Origin of the sequence: Curtobacterium sp. UNCCL17 (assembly GCF_000686685.1) — a bacterium.
In the GTDB taxonomy this organism is placed as follows: domain Bacteria; phylum Actinomycetota; class Actinomycetes; order Actinomycetales; family Microbacteriaceae; genus Curtobacterium; species Curtobacterium flaccumfaciens.
Window position 1 is genome coordinate 529,933 of record NZ_KK366000.1, and the last position, 13,953, is coordinate 543,885.

The 13,953-nt window shown below is 70.3% G+C and carries 17 protein-coding genes; 7 read left to right on the forward strand and 10 right to left on the reverse strand.

Annotated elements, in window-relative coordinates:
• Window positions 1-57 precede the first annotated feature (57 nt).
• The 3 genes from BR70_RS0107420 to BR70_RS0107435 all read left to right on the forward strand — a co-directional run bounded on the left by BR70_RS0107420 (window position 58) and on the right by BR70_RS0107435 (window position 2,136).
• Entirely contained in the window at window positions 58-240 is a 183-nt protein-coding gene (locus BR70_RS0107420) for a hypothetical protein (RefSeq protein ID WP_027465549.1), read from the forward strand.
• A gap of 166 nt (window positions 241-406) precedes the next feature.
• Window positions 407-1,105 (forward strand): hypothetical protein, encoded by a 699-nt coding sequence (locus BR70_RS0107430; RefSeq protein WP_027465550.1) that lies wholly within the window; start codon window positions 407-409, stop codon window positions 1,103-1,105.
• A gap of 56 nt (window positions 1,106-1,161) precedes the next feature.
• Window positions 1,162-2,136, forward strand: a complete 975-nt coding sequence (locus BR70_RS0107435; protein WP_027465551.1) for a DUF6891 domain-containing protein — start codon at window positions 1,162-1,164, stop codon at window positions 2,134-2,136.
• Here the strand turns inward: BR70_RS0107435 and BR70_RS0107440 are convergent.
• Both BR70_RS0107440 and BR70_RS0107445 read right to left on the reverse strand, forming a co-directional pair.
• Complete coding sequence (locus BR70_RS0107440) at window positions 2,133-3,110, reverse strand: hypothetical protein (RefSeq protein ID WP_027465552.1); 978 nt, start codon at window positions 3,108-3,110, stop codon at window positions 2,133-2,135. The genes BR70_RS0107435 and BR70_RS0107440 overlap by 4 nt on opposite strands.
• A gap of 300 nt (window positions 3,111-3,410) precedes the next feature.
• On the reverse strand, window positions 3,411-3,872 hold the full coding sequence (locus tag BR70_RS0107445) for a hypothetical protein (protein WP_155896815.1): 462 nt from the start codon (window positions 3,870-3,872) through the stop codon (window positions 3,411-3,413).
• 135 nt (window positions 3,873-4,007) lie between these two features.
• On the opposite strand from BR70_RS0107445, the gene BR70_RS0107450 reads away from it, so the two are divergent.
• The gene (locus BR70_RS0107450; protein ID WP_035808284.1) at window positions 4,008-5,192 is read left to right on the forward strand and encodes an MFS transporter; all 1,185 of its coding nucleotides are present in this window, start codon (window positions 4,008-4,010) and stop codon (window positions 5,190-5,192) included.
• Window positions 5,193-5,216: 24 nt separating this feature from the next.
• Here BR70_RS0107450 and BR70_RS0107455 read toward each other — a convergent pair whose 3' ends face one another.
• Window positions 5,217-5,612 (reverse strand): hypothetical protein, encoded by a 396-nt coding sequence (locus tag BR70_RS0107455; RefSeq protein WP_155896816.1) that lies wholly within the window; start codon window positions 5,610-5,612, stop codon window positions 5,217-5,219.
• Window positions 5,613-5,836: 224 nt separating this feature from the next.
• Between BR70_RS0107455 and BR70_RS23200 the strand changes: the two genes are divergently transcribed.
• The 3 genes from BR70_RS23200 (at window position 5,837) to BR70_RS22225 (ending at window position 7,853) form a co-directional block, all read left to right on the forward strand.
• Window positions 5,837-5,983 carry a hypothetical protein gene (locus tag BR70_RS23200; RefSeq protein ID WP_155896817.1) on the forward strand — a complete coding sequence of 49 codons (147 nt, stop codon included), beginning with the start codon at window positions 5,837-5,839 and terminating at the stop codon, window positions 5,981-5,983.
• Between the two features lie 76 nt (window positions 5,984-6,059).
• A complete protein-coding gene (locus BR70_RS0107465; RefSeq protein WP_027465556.1) occupies window positions 6,060-6,554 on the forward strand; it encodes a hypothetical protein in 495 nt (164 codons plus the stop codon).
• Window positions 6,555-6,800: 246 nt separating this feature from the next.
• Window positions 6,801-7,853, forward strand: a complete 1,053-nt coding sequence (locus BR70_RS22225; RefSeq protein WP_051596720.1) for a BLUF domain-containing protein — start codon at window positions 6,801-6,803, stop codon at window positions 7,851-7,853.
• Window positions 7,854-7,856: 3 nt separating this feature from the next.
• Here BR70_RS22225 and BR70_RS0107475 read toward each other — a convergent pair whose 3' ends face one another.
• The 7 genes from BR70_RS0107475 to BR70_RS20030 all read right to left on the reverse strand — a co-directional run bounded on the left by BR70_RS0107475 (window position 7,857) and on the right by BR70_RS20030 (window position 13,858).
• Window positions 7,857-8,357 (reverse strand): GNAT family N-acetyltransferase, encoded by a 501-nt coding sequence (locus BR70_RS0107475; protein ID WP_231495662.1) that lies wholly within the window; start codon window positions 8,355-8,357, stop codon window positions 7,857-7,859.
• Window positions 8,358-8,387: 30 nt separating this feature from the next.
• Window positions 8,388-8,621 carry a hypothetical protein gene (locus tag BR70_RS20025; RefSeq protein ID WP_155896818.1) on the reverse strand — a complete coding sequence of 78 codons (234 nt, stop codon included), beginning with the start codon at window positions 8,619-8,621 and terminating at the stop codon, window positions 8,388-8,390.
• A 35-nt stretch (window positions 8,622-8,656) separates the two neighbouring features.
• Window positions 8,657-9,295 carry a DUF1345 domain-containing protein gene (locus BR70_RS0107485; RefSeq protein ID WP_027465558.1) on the reverse strand — a complete coding sequence of 213 codons (639 nt, stop codon included), beginning with the start codon at window positions 9,293-9,295 and terminating at the stop codon, window positions 8,657-8,659.
• 51 nt (window positions 9,296-9,346) lie between these two features.
• Complete coding sequence (locus tag BR70_RS0107490; protein ID WP_027465559.1) at window positions 9,347-10,522, reverse strand: zinc-dependent alcohol dehydrogenase; 1,176 nt, start codon at window positions 10,520-10,522, stop codon at window positions 9,347-9,349.
• A complete protein-coding gene (locus BR70_RS0107495) occupies window positions 10,519-10,971 on the reverse strand; it encodes a hypothetical protein (protein ID WP_027465560.1) in 453 nt (150 codons plus the stop codon). Before BR70_RS0107495 ends, BR70_RS0107490 begins: the two co-directional genes overlap by 4 nt.
• 303 nt (window positions 10,972-11,274) lie before the next feature.
• Complete coding sequence (locus BR70_RS0107500; protein ID WP_027465561.1) at window positions 11,275-12,930, reverse strand: catalase; 1,656 nt, start codon at window positions 12,928-12,930, stop codon at window positions 11,275-11,277.
• 184 nt (window positions 12,931-13,114) lie between these two features.
• Entirely contained in the window at window positions 13,115-13,858 is a 744-nt protein-coding gene (locus tag BR70_RS20030) for an HpcH/HpaI aldolase family protein (protein ID WP_051596721.1), read from the reverse strand.
• Window positions 13,859-13,953: the final 95 nt, after the last annotated feature.

Sequence of the window (13,953 nt, forward strand, 5' to 3'; positions counted from 1 at the left end):
GTTGGCGGTGCAGCCCGTGGTCGGCCAGGGTGGGCAACGGCTTGCCTGTGCCCTCCGATGGCCGACTCCACTGCAGCAGAAGCGGTCAGCATCCGCATCGCCACCGAGCAGGCGACCACCGGCCGGCCCCTCCGCCTCGTCGCCGACTGCCTCACAGTGCTGGCGCTCCTGCACGTCGCCGCCCGCGACGCCGTGCAACGCGGTCCCCGCCTGATCCCGCTGCATCTGGCGGTACCGTGAGGGCAGAGCACTCTCGGGGGAGCAGCATGAGCACGTACCGTCCACACCGACACCGTCCGTCCGCCGGTGTCCTCACCGGTGCAGATGCCGTCGCATCGTTCGTCGGCGGGGCGGTCATCGGCGTCGTCTCGTCTCTCACGCTCGGTCCCCGCCGTTGACAGCGGACATGCCGGCGGACGTCATCGTCGACACCAGCGCTGCTGCCGCGGTGCGCACCCCGCCGGGGCTGAAGGTGTTCGGCGCCGTCTACACGCTCGTGTACACGTTCGGCGTCATCGCCTACATCGCCATCTCCGTCTACTACGACGCGTTCGACTACCGCAGTCAGAGGGAGTCGTCCCTCCTCGCGGCCGCGTGGGTGCTCCCGTTCCCCATCGTCGCGCACCTGCTCCATCTCGTCCTGTACCGGAGCGGCCGCCAGCGCCGGCAGGCGACTGCTCGGCGAACCGCAACCCGAGTCGTCGCCGAGGCAACTGCCGCCGGGTACCCACCCCTGGACGCCTGGCAGGTCGAGCGGATGCTCCTTGCGGAGGACAACGGTCCTGCCCCGTTCACCGGGACAGGGAAGGAGCCGTACCGGTCCCTCCTGCGATGGGACCTCCCGACCGACGATCCGTCGTTCGTCGTGACCGCCGTCCGCAGCGGCACGCCGGAGAGCATCCGCCTCAGCGCGGCGTCCTCGTCAACCCGCGGTCATGGCGCTGCCGCAGCGCACCGAGCCCGAGCCGGTCTTCGGCTCCTCGGCGCGTACCGGTCGGACCTCACCGCGCCGTTGGTGTCCTCGCGGCTCGGCGGGCTGCCCGCCGTTCACGATGGATTCGACTGGCCGACCTGCGCTTTTCCGCGAGCATCCTCGTCTGCCTGAGCCCGCAGTGGTCCGCGTCCGGGCGGCGCGACACCGTCGCCGCGTAGGATCCGTTCGTGGGGATCTTCGACAGGTGGCGGCGGCGGAAGCCGGACGACAGCATCGACCAGACCGAGTACGACATCCTCGACGAGGTTGCACCCGACGAGCAGATGATCGACGAAACGGTCACCGAGCAGATGCTGCCCGGGTTCCGCCGCTTCGACGACATCGTCGAAACAGTCATCGAATGGTACGAGGACGACGCACCGGACCTTGACGAGCTCCGCCGCACTGTCCTCGAGCGCACCCGACTCATCTGGGATGCACGCCGGACAGAGGAAGCGAACTGGGACTGGCGCAGCAGCCAGTACGACCGTCTCCAGTTCGCCTTCGCGGAGCTCGCCCGCGACGGCTTCGTCACCGGTATGAACCTCGGCGTCGACCAGAGCGACGGGTTCCTGGAAGCACGTGACCGGAGGACCCCGGACGAGACAGCACCCGACGGACACCGAGAGTGGGCGTACGTCTACTTCCACGAGCAGGACACGGACGGGCTCGCCCTGCACCGGTGCGTTCTCCGCCTCGCGTACGGGTCGTTCCGCCCAGCACCTGACATCGATCCCGACCTGGTCGCGAAGTCGATGCTCTCCACCCGCGGTGAAGCAGCCGTCAACGAACGGTCCCAGCTGACCGCCGGTGAGCGGGTCGCCAGCGTCCTCACCGACCGAGGATTCGACATCGACTGGGACGGCACCCCCAGCAAGCGCATCGGCGTCGTCATCGACCAGTGGCGGAAACCGCTGCCGTTCACCGACCTGGACGAAGCCCGCGCGGTGGTCGCCAACGAACGCCTGCGCGTCCTCTGGCCCGGCGAGCGGGGGACCGCCGACGCGGCAGCGCTTGACGAAGAGGACGGCCGCTGGCACGTCTGGGCAACCGACGAGAAGGCCGGCGCCTGGTCCGACGGTTCCTGGCACGACGACGTCGGCGACGCACTCGACCGGTTCATCAGCACCGCCCGGTTGAACCAGCGACGTCCGCTGCGCTAGCTTCGGCGTGCTCGCGCTGCAGCGCGACCCCACAGCGCAGCAACGCTGACGAGGACGACTCCTCCGGCGACGGTTGCCCACGGCATGCTGTCGGAGAACATGCCGACGATGAGCCACGTCACGACTGCGAACGTCACCGCGATCGCTACTGCCCAGTGCCACGGCCACACGTTCGCCTGCGCTCGGGCTTTCCGAGCTGCGACCTGCCAGAGGTCCTCACCACGGGTCCCGTAGCGGCCGGCCCACTGCCGCTCGTTGATCCACGAAGGTCTCGGCACCCGAGGCGTCTCCGCCTGACGGTCGACGCGTGCATCGTGCGGCGCAGATGGTGCCGCCCGGCTCGGAGCCGGCAACGGCACCGGTTCGTCACGCGGCAACGAAGACCCGCCGTACATCCATTCACCACCGAGCAGGAACGACCGGCCTGGCTCGTCTGCTGCCGCTGCCCGGTGGAAGTCGGACACCCGCCCCTCAGCGGTCCGTCGAGGGTCGTCCCATTGGTCCGCGTCAGCGAGGACGTCGGCGACGTACCGGCTGAGTTCCGTTTCATCGCCCCACGACGCCGTGACCAGCTCATCGAGCTGCAGTCGGATGACGGGGTTCGTTGTCCGCTCCGCCACCGAGGTGACATCCGAGAGGAACCGATTCGCGGGCTCAGCGGACTCCGGCCACACGGCGACCACCGCTGGCAGCCGCGTTCGGAACGCCTCAGCAGCGGTGGACCAGGGCACGACGACATCGGTGAGGCCCGGGCTCTCGTCTTCACCAGCTGCAAGCGCTGCGAGGAGCCGGTCAGCGTGCGCTGCGAACCAGGGTTCGGGGACGAACCCCATCCACAGGAACGGCAGGAGCCACTGCACTTCCCACTCACCGGTGACCGCGTCCAGGTCGACCTCCCCGGCGCGAACAGCCGGGTCGGCTCCCGCCATCGGCGACGAAGCGGCCAGCACGTTCAGCATCACGGAGTTCCCCACGAACCGACCCTATCGACCGGTCGGACGTGGCCGTCGCCACCTCAGACGAACTCGAGTTCACCCACCGGAAAGACGTGTGCCACCTGCAGGGCGTTACCGACGCCAGTCGAGCGGGACTTCCGAGCGGCGGGTCCACGACGGGAGCCGCCCGGGCGAGCACCGTGTGCTGTCCGAGCATGTCCTGTACGAGCCGCACCTGTACGCCAGCGGACATGGTCAGGTACGCCGCCGTGTGGCGCAGGTCGTGCGGCCGTCGCTCCCTGTGCCGCCGAGTTCCGACGGGCGCTGGTCGTGGTCCGGCTATGCCCCGGCGTCTTCGACGGCGTCCGCTGGTGTCGGCTCTGCCGTCATCCTGGCGCGGTCGAGCCGCCACCGCGCGATCGCTGCGGCGATGCCGGCGGCTGCGGAGGCGATGAGCGGCCACGTCCAGATGTCGTCCCCATCGTTCATGACGAGGAAGAGCGCGAAGGATGCCGCCGCGAGTGCGCCGGCGAGCAGTGAGTGTGCGATGGCGTGGACGAGGCGGCTCCGGACTCGCATCAGCGCTCGGCTGAGTCCGTGGGAGAAGGGGATGGAGGCGATGCCGCCGATGGCCGCTCCGATGCCGGTGAAGACGAGCGAGGCCGGGACGAAGAGGGAGAGGGCGATGGGGTTCCACCACGCAACGGCGATGACGGTGCCGACCGGCGCGGTGATGAGCGTCATCCACAACCAGCTCTTGACGATGAGCTCGGTGGTCTCGGCCACAGTCCACTGTTTCATGCCACCCATGATGCGTCGCGGTCGCTGACGACCGCGAGCGGCGGAGCCAGGCGGAGCCGACGAAGAGCGTGACGCCGTCACGACGAATGATCGTGATCGTTGGCGGTCCGGCCCGTGATCGGCCAAGGTGGGCACGTGACCGCCCCGTCGACGACCACCGCCCCTCGGCTCGCTCCGCTGTACGCCGCGGGGTTCGTGACCGCCTTCGGGGCGAACGGCATCGCCGCGGCGGTCGGTGGCGAGCACCTCGAACTCGGCCTGACGCTCGCGTGGCTGGGGCTCTTCCTGGCGCTCTACGACGTCGCCGAACTCGTCCTCAAACCGGTCTTCGGCGCACTGTCCGACCGCATCGGCCCGCGACCGGTGATCGTCGGCGGACTCGTCGTCTTCGCGGCAGCTTCACTGATCGGCGTGTTCGGGACCGGACCGTTCTGGCTCGGCCTCGCGCGTCTGCTGCAGGGTGCCGGCGCCTCCGCGTTCTCGCCGGCATCGTCCGCCGCGGTCGCCCGCCTCGTTCCGGCGCACCGTCGCGGGACGTACTTCGGTCGGTACGGCTCGTGGAAGGGTCTCGGCTACGCCGGGGGACCGGTCATCGGTGCACTCGTGGTGCAGTTCGGCAGCACGCAGTGGCTCTTCGGGATCCTCGTCGTGATGGCTCTCGCGACGGCGGTGGCGGTGCTCGTCGCCGTCGAGCCGATCGTGCCCCTGCCCCGGCAGCGGGCCACGCTCGCCGTGATGGTCCGAGCGGCCACGGAGCGCCAGTTCCTGATCCCGGTCGTCGTCCTGGCAGTCGGCAGCGCTGCGATCGGCGCGCTGACCGGGATGCTCCCGGCGCTCGGTACCGAGGTCGGCATCCCGCTCCTGGTGTCGACGCTCGCGGTCGCCGTCCTCGCGGTGACGTCGTCGCTCGCGCAGCCCGTCGCCGGTCGACTGCACGACGCCGGGCGTCTCGGCACTGGGGCGGCGGGTGTGGCCGGGACGGCCGCGGTGGCCACTGCGTTCCTGGTGATCGCCGTCGCACCCTCGGCGGTGGCCGTCTTCATCGCGGCCCTGCTCGCCGGAGCCGGTGTCGCCACGCTGACACCCGTCGCGTTCGCGCACCTCGCCGGCACGACACCACCCGACCGGCTCGGTCGCACCATGGGTTCAGCGGAGCTCGGGCGTGAGACCGGGGACGCCGTCGGACCACTCGTCGTCGGTGGTGTCGGCAGCGCGATCGGGCTGCCGTTCGGGTTCGCGGCCTTCGCGGTGGTGGCGCTCGTCGGGACGCTCGTGGCATCGCGGTTGCCGTCGAAGACCAATTCGGCACAGGACACGTAGGGGATCGACGAACCTCATCGGGCGCTACGCGTACGGGTCAGCGGACACCGTCCCGTAGGCATTCGTCCGACGTCGACGATCGCGGTGGGCAGCGACCCAGCGAGCCACCGCGAGCGCGAGCAGCGCGGCGGACACGCCGGCGAGCAGCCACAACCACCCGTCGTCGTCCTCGATGAGCAGGCGCAGGGCCAGCAGCCCGAGCGGTGCTGCCACCAGGATCCGTCGGAGCTCGCGCCACGACGGCTTCCACAGCGTGGTGAGGCCCTTCTTCCACCGACCGACCACGACGTACGCGATCACACATCCGGGGATGCAGAGGGCGAGCCAGTTCGCGACCGCCCGCACCCCGTCGTCGGAGAACGGATGCGCCACTTCGCGGAGGACGCCGCCAGCAGCAGCCGCAACGAGCAGCCCCCACATCCGCGCCTCCCAGCGGCGAGGGTGCCACCAGGGTGTGCGCCTCAACGGCACTCGCTCACGGACCACCGGCATCGCGACTCCTCCCGGTCGGGCGTCCAGCCTATGCGCGACGTCGATCGACGACGGGACCGAGAGTCTGCCGTCCCTGGCGGGAATCCGGCTGTTCCGCGTACGGTGTGACCGGACGAGGCCGACACCGCAGGTCGGTCCGACGAGGGGGCGCCATGACGATCTTGAGCACCGTGGCACGGGGACTGGGCTGGTTGCTCACGACGGTCGCGAAGACGATGGGCGGGATGCGGGGCGCGAAGCCGTTCACCGATTCGCACGCGGCGCAGGTCCCGCCACGTCGTGAGGACTACCGCCCCTAGGAGGCGCGACCGTGGTTCCGCGCCGTCACCGTAGGATCGTCGAGCCGCATCCAGCGGAACGACGGGGGAGCACCTGATGGAACAGCACACCGAACCGCGCACGCGACCACGGGTCGTCACGATCGCCGTGGCGCTCTGGTGGGCGTCCGTCATCATCAGCCTCGTGGCCGCGGCGCCCGGCATCGTCGTGTCCATGCGCGAAGCCGGCGGCGCGATCATCGGGGCTTCGCTCGGGCTCCTCTTCGTCCTCGCCTGGTCGGCACTGTTCGTGTGGCTGGCGACGCGGATGGGACGAGGCTCCGGGAACGCGCGACTCTGGCTCGCCATCATCGCCGGGCTGACTGCCTGCAGCGAAGTGATCACCATCGCCACCGACGGCGTGGGCTGGAACCTCGTCGACACCGTCTGCGTCGTCGTCGCCGCGGTGCTCAGCTACCTGCCCAGTGCCCGTCCGTTCTTCCCGCGCGAGGAACGACGCTCGCGAGCAACGGAACCCCGCACCATCGGGTGGGACCCGACGACGGGCGAGCGCATCGTCGAGGCGCCCCCGTCGGCCGACCGCGCGCACTGACGCTCGCCCCGGAAAGCGGCCGGAGAACGTGCGTTCCCCGTAGTGGGGGTACCGCCGGACGCGGCCGGATGGTTCCATTCAGAGGTCGGCATCCTCCGGGTGCCGCTCAGCCACGGACCGTCTTGCGTCGCAGTGAAGGTGGTCACCGCTGGTTACGGTGGCCACGAGGTGCCGTCGAGTCGATTCGGGTTCGACACGGCGGCGCCTCCCACACACCGGGGGACCGTCCGACCAGGAAGCAGCACCATGCGATCGCTCGTCTACACCAGCACCCAGACCCGTCCGATCACGGATTCCGAACTCGCCCAGATCCTGGCGGTCGGTCGAGAGAAGAACACCCGGCTCGGCGTCACCGGCATGCTCGCGCACCGCGACGACAACTGCATCGGGATCATCGAGGGCGAGGACGACGTCGTCCGGGAGCGCTTCGACCAGGTCCGAGCCGACCCGCGGCACACGAACGTCCGGGTGCTGCTCGACGAGCCGATCACACAGCGCTCGTTCCCGGACTGGTCGATGGCGTTCCAGTCCCTCGACCCGCTGATGCACGACGTTCCGGGGTTCAGCGACCTGTTCAGCCCGGGTCGCCCGACCGACCCGGCGTTCGGGGCCTCCCGCGCTCGCGCACTCCTGGACTGGTTCCGGAAGCACCCGCTGGCACCACTGACGAACCAGAACGCCGCGGACGAGGAAGTCCCGCGCACGCGGGCGATCAACGGTGCGATCGCGGTCCTCCACGACGGCGGACTCTCACGCTTCTCGCTCGAGGGCGTCGCGTCCCGGTCGGGGATGCGACAGGCCGAGATCCTCGAGCTCTTCCCCTCCGAGCACGCACTGCTGGCCGCCGCGGTGATGCGGTGGACCCGCGCGGTGTCGGCACCGCTGCTGCCGCTCGCCGGTGAGAAGGGCACGGTCGCGTTCCTGCACGCGCTGCTCTCCGCCCACGCCGAGGACCCGTCCCTCATGCGCCTGATCGCCGCGACGCTCGCCATCTCGACCGACCCGTCGACGGACGGCGCCGACTACTACCGGTCCGCGTACCTGCAGTTCCGCGAGACCGTGCGCACCGCGCTGCGGGATGACGTCCGCGCCGGCCGCGAACCGGCGACGATGGACCCGATCCGCGGGGCACAGCAGCTGCTCGCCCTCTACGACGGCATCCGCCTGCAGGCGCTGCTGACGCCGGACACCGACGTCGTCGACGCGTTCGACCGTGCTGCCGCACGAATGCGCCGCGGCTGGTCCGAGCAGTACGAGGAGACCACCGTGTGGGACATCTCCGCGCCGGCGGGGGACTGACCCTCAACGCACCAGACGCACGGTCCGGGGGATCGGTCCGAACGCCGACTCCGCACCGTCGGGTGCGAACCCGTTGCGCCGGTAGAAGGCGTGCGCCCGCGGGTTGTCCGCGGCCACCCACAGCGACGCCGGACGTTCGGCGAGCACGGTGTCGAGGAGTGTCTGGCCTGCTCCGGTCCCGTGCGCACGAGCCAGGACGTAGAGCGTCGTCAGCTCCTCGGGGCGGACGGCATCCGGCTCGGGAGTCGACTGCGCCGCGGCGAACCCCACGACACCGGTGCTGTCCAGGGCGACCTGGACGACTCCTCGGGCGCCAGGAATCGCGAGCGTCGACCGCCACATGTCGACCCGGCGACCCGCGTCGAACCACGGGCTCGTGTCCGGGTCGTCGACGAACCGACCGTACGTCTCTCGCCACGACACCGTGTGCACGTGGGCGATCGCATCCGCATCGGCGGGCGTCGCCGGCCGGATCAGCGTCGAGACGTCGTCATCGTTCCCCACTCGGTCAGGGTAGCGACCGGCGACCGGTGCTCAGAGCTGGAGGTCCAGGTCGAAGAACCCCGCACCGCCGAGGAACAGCGGCACGATGATCCCGAACATCGTCAGCGTCGCCCCGATCAGGATCGCCGCGAACGCGATGCCGTCGCTCCGCTCACCGGTCAGTCGCACGTCGCGCCGCACGATGAACCCGACGACGAGACCGCCGATCGGTGCCACGAACGCGGGGGCGCTCGGCGCGGTCTGGTCAGGAGCGAGGTCGGTCACGCCGGTCAGCCTCGGGGCGACGAGGATCCCTCCGCTCACCCCTGACCGAGGTTCGTCACGAGGTTGATGGCGACCGCGATCAGCACCGTCCCGAAGAAGTACGACAGCAGCGCGTGCGGCAACGCCTTCCGCCGGGTCTCGCTGTCGTCCGGCTCGACCTCTGGTGCCGCGTACGACATGCCGATCGTGAAGGCGAAGTAGGCGAAGTCGCTGTAGGTCGGCCGCCCGTCCTGCTTGACGTCGAACCCACCGCCGCGGTGGTCGAGGAAGAACATCCGGGCGTACTTCAAGGCGTAGACCGTGTTGACCAGCGCCCACGCCACCATCGTGCCGAGCACACCCAGGATGACCGCCGCGACCGAGGCCGGATCTCGCGCCTGGCTGGCTTCGCTCAGCGCCAGGACGACGGCGGCGAGACTCGCGAAACAGGCCACGATGAGCGCGTTGTCACTGACCCGTGTCTCGGACTCCTCCCGGGCGAGACGCTCGGTGCCGTCGGCGTCCTGGCGCCAGCACTTGTGCCAGACCTGGACCAGCGCGATCAGGCCGGCCGTGCACCAGGCCGCGAGCGGCCCGAGGGACGGAGCCCCGGTGAAGGTCAACGCGACCCCGACCAGGACCCCGATCCCCGCGATGACGAGCGCCCGGCGCGTGGAGAGTATCCGGTCGTTCATCGGCGTGCCTTCACGATCGTTCCTTCCTCCTGTCCGCTGCGTGGTCGGTCGTCACACGCCGGGGGTGAAGACGGCCCGGACGCAGCCGTCGTCCTTGTTCTTGAACATCTCGTACCCGCGCGGCCCTTGCGACAGTGGCATCACGTGCGTGGCGAGGTGCTCGGTGCTGATCTCTCCCGCGGCGATGCGGTCGAGGATCATCGGGATGTAGCGGTGTCCGTGCTGCTGGGCGCCGCGGACCGTCATGCCCTTGTTCATGATCGCGCCGAACGGGAACTTGTCGACGAGCCCACCGAAGACCCCGAGCGAGAACAGGCTGCCGCCCTTCCGGCACGCGTAGATCGCCTCGCGCAGGGCGGTCGGCCGGTCGGTCTGCAACCGCAGCTGCTGCTTGGCCTGGTCGTACAGGTACAGCGGTCCGGTGCCGTGCGCTTCCATGCCGACGGCCTCGATGCACACGTCGGGACCCCGACCGCCGGTGCGTTCCTTGAGTTCCGGGAGCACGGCGTCGCTGGTGTACTCGAGCGTCTCGGCACCGATGTGCTCGCGCACCTGTCGCAGCCGTTCGGGCAGACGGTCGATCACGATCACCTGCTCGGCGCCGAGCAGCATCGCCGCACGAGCGGCCATCTGGCCCACACCACCGGCGCCCCACACTGCGACGGTGTCACCCGGTGTGATCCCGGCCAGGTCGGCTCCGGTCCACCCGGTGGGTGCGGCATCGGAGGCGAACAGGGCGGCCGTGTCGGACACGCCATCGGGGACCGTGAACGCCCCCTGGTCGGCGTAGGGCACGCGGACGTACTCGGCGTGGCTGCCCGCGAACCCGCCGAGCGCGTGGCTGTAGGCGAAGCAGCCGCCGATCGACGACCCCCACATCGCCTCGGTCAAGCCCGGGTTCGGGTTGCCGTTGTCGCAGAGTGAGAACTGCCCGTGGGTGCAGTACCAGCACTGCCCGCAGGCGATGAACGAACAGACGACGACCCGGTCGCCCACCTTGTGCTTCGTGACGGCCGATCCCGTCTCGACGACCTCGCCCATGAACTCGTGCCCCAGGACGTCACCGGATCGCATGGTCGGGATGTACCCGCCGAGCAGGTGCAGGTCCGAGCCGCAGGTGGTGCTCAGACGCACCTTCAGGATCACGTCGTGATCGTTGAGGATCTTCGGGTCCTCCACCGTCTCCACCGCGGTCTCGTTGACCCCGGTCCAACAGAGCGCCTTCACAGCACACCCTCCTCGTTGCTCCGTTTCGTCGCCACGTCCACCAACGCGCCGGTGGGTGTGGCCTTCCGTCGGCCGTGGGGGACCGGATCCACCCGGAGCACCTCGCCGACCTCGATGAGTTGCTTCGCCTCACGCAGAGCGGCCCGCAGCCGACCCCGTGTGTCCGGGCCGCCGCCTCGGAACCGGGCACGGAGCTCGGTGCCACGATCGCCGGGCGCGGGACGGGCCTCCACCTCGACGTCCTGCCCGAACGCCGTGAGCGGCGCGGGGATCCGCCCGCCTGGCAGCACCGCGTCCTGCCCGCGGTTCACCGTGACCGCGTGCCAGCCGGAACGCGGTTCGGCCAGCACCTTCCGTGCGGGCCCGGGTGCGCCGCGTCGGCGGCGCGAGACGACGATGCCGACGGCAGCCGTGACCATCGCAGCGGCGGCGAGGTTCCGGGCCCTCATCGTGCTGTCCCAGCGAGGAGTCGGTGGGCAGCGGACGCGTTCGCGCCACACCGCCGGGGATTCGTGTGTTCCATCGCGGCCTCCATGAGTCGCATCGGTGCGGATCAACGGGACGGGAGCGACGACCGCGCGATCGTGCCGGTCGGGACCACGGAGTCGCTCCTGTCGATCCACGATGAGCGTGGCCTCCCTGGCGGCGTCCCGGGTTGTCCGCGACGCGCTGCGGCAGGTGACGGGAGCGAGACGGACGGGAGGCCCGGTGCCAGCTGGCACCGGGCCTCCCGTCCGTCCTGGGGTCGCGTCTCAGACGCGCACGGCGCGTTCGTCGGGGACGCAGTGCGTCATCATCAGGCCCTCGACGTCGCGGGAGCCGTTGTGGCCGAGGTTCGCGAGGCGGGCGAGCTCGTCGTCGCTGAGCGTCTGGGACTGCAGCGGGGGCAGGTCCTTGACCTCGTCGAGGGTGATGCCGAGCCCCTCGCCGACACGACGACCCAGGTCGTCCTCGACCATGTAGAAGTGCCAGAGCATGCGCTCCTGCACCGGACGGGATGCCTGCGAGATGAGGTCGACGAAGTTCGCGACGAGGTCGTCGCGCTCCCAGTCCTGCAGGAGCAGGTACCGCTGGCCGGCCTGGGTGTAGTCGTTCGTCCGGGGGATCCGCTTGCGGGTGAGCCGCCCGACGATCTCCGGTCCCTGGTCGTCGTGGGTCGGGTACTCCGCCTCGCGCAGGCCGCCGGTGATCGACGGCTCGTAGTTGACGTGCGGGTTCTCGCCGCCGTGGTCCTGGTGGTACGCCATCTGTCCATCGCGCTGGTTGGTCGCGACGGCACCGTTCTTCGGGGCGTTCACCGGCAGCTGCAGGTAGTTCGGGCCGACGCGGTAGCGCTGCGTGTCCGAGTACGAGAACGTGCGGCCGACGAGCATCTTGTCGTCGGAGAAGTCCAGGCCGTCGACGAGCACGCCGGTGCCGAAGGACAGCTGCTCGTTCTCGGCGAAGTGGTTCGTGACGTTGCGGTTCAGGACCACCTTGCCGACGGGCTTCGGCGGGAACTCGTTCTCCGGCCACACCTTCGTGTCGTCGAGCGGGTCGAAGTCGAGCTCCGGGTGCTCGTGGTCGTCCATGAGCTGCACACGGAGCTCCCACTCGGGGTACTCACCACGCTCGATCGCCTCGTACAGGTCCTTCGACGCGTGCCCGAGGTCGCCGGCCTGCACGGCTGCGGCGTCGGCCTCGGTCATCGACGACACACCCACCGACGGGATCCAGTGGTACTTGACGAGCTTGGTGTCACCGTCTGCGTTCACCCACTTGTAGGTGTTCACGCCGAAGCCCTGCTGGGTGCGGTAGTTCGCGGGGATGCCGCGCGGGCTGAACAGGTTGACGAGCATGTGCATCGACTCGGGGGTCTGCGACATGAAGTCGAAGATGCGCGCCGGCTCCTGCCGGAAGGTCACGGGGTCGGGCTTGAGGGAGTGGATGACGTCGGGGAACTTGATGGCGTCGCGGATGAAGAAGACGCCGAGGTTGTTGCCGACGAGGTCCCAGTTGCCGTCCTCGGTGTAGAACTTCACGGCGAAGCCGCGCGGGTCGCGGGCGGCCTCGGAGGAGTCACGGCCGCCGATCACGGTGGAGAACCGGATCGCCAGGTCGGTGCGCTTGCCGGGCTCCTGGAACAGCTTCGCACGGGTGTACTGGGCGATGGGCTCGTCACTCCACGTGCCGGTGGCCTCGAAGTACCCGAAGGCGACCGCACCGCGGGCGTGCACGACCCGCTCCGGGATCCGTTCGCGGTCGAAGTGGCTGATCTTCTCGAGGAACTGGTAGTTCTCGAGCGTCGCCGGGCCACGGGCTCCGACGGTGCGCTGGTTCTGGTTGTCGTAGACGGGGTGGCCCTGGCGGTTCGTCAGGATGCGGCGGTCGTCGCCCTCGGCGGGCGGTTGGCTGGAGACGTCGGTCATGTCTCGTCCTCTCTGCGGTCGCGGTCGGCTCGGGTTCCCGACCGAGTGTGGACCGGGGCGTGGGCACGTCCTCCCAGCGGCCTCGAGGACGCGGACGAGGGCCGGTCGCCGGTGCGTTCGCCGATGAAGGCCCAGCAGTGCTTCGCCGCGGACGGTCCGTCGCTACTTCGCCGCTCGCGACCCGTCAGTACGAGGTGCGACCGGTGGCTGCTGCGCCGAGCACCGCGGCCGCACCGTGGGCGAGCAGGGTCCCGTCGGTGACGACGGCGACGCGGTCGAACCCGAGCGCGCGGAGCCGTTCTGCGCGGGCCAGGTCGCCGGCGAAGGCGCCGGTGTGCTTGCCCGCGCGGCGGGCTGCGGCGACGATCGCGGGGAGTGCGCCGTCGTCGTGCAGCAGTGCGTCCAGCTCGATGCCCAGTCCGATCGACAGGTCGAAGGGGCCGACGAACACCGCCGAGACGCCCGGGACCGCCAGGATCTGCTCAGCGACACGGAGGCCCTCGGGTGTCTCGACCATCACCCACACCTCGGGGTCGGCAGCGGCGGCGGACGGTGCCGCGCCGCCCCAGAGTCCCGCCATCGGCCCCCAGCTCCGTCGGCCCCGAGGTGGGTAGTGCGCGGCACGGACGGCGTGCTCGGCCTGCTCGACGGTCTCGATCATCGGGACGATCACGATGTCGGCGCCGAGGTCGAGCGCACGGCCGATCGCTGCGTCCGAGCCCTCGGCGACCCGGACGGCGACGGGGACCTGCGGTGCGACCGCGGCCAGCGCCGGCATCGTCGCCAGGAGCGTGGCGTCGTCGAAGGCGCCGTGCTGGGCGTCGAGGCCGAGCCAGGCGAACCCGTTCTGCGCGATCTGGGCGGTGGTCCGGGGTTCGCCGAGCGTGCACCACACACCGTCGGCGCGGCCGTCTCCGAGTGCTGGCACCGTGGTCCTCCGTCTCGTCTGCGATCGCGAGCGCCGATGGTTCGGCGTCCGGCGCGCCAGGCTACCGCCCACGGGGACCTCGACCCTCACACGGC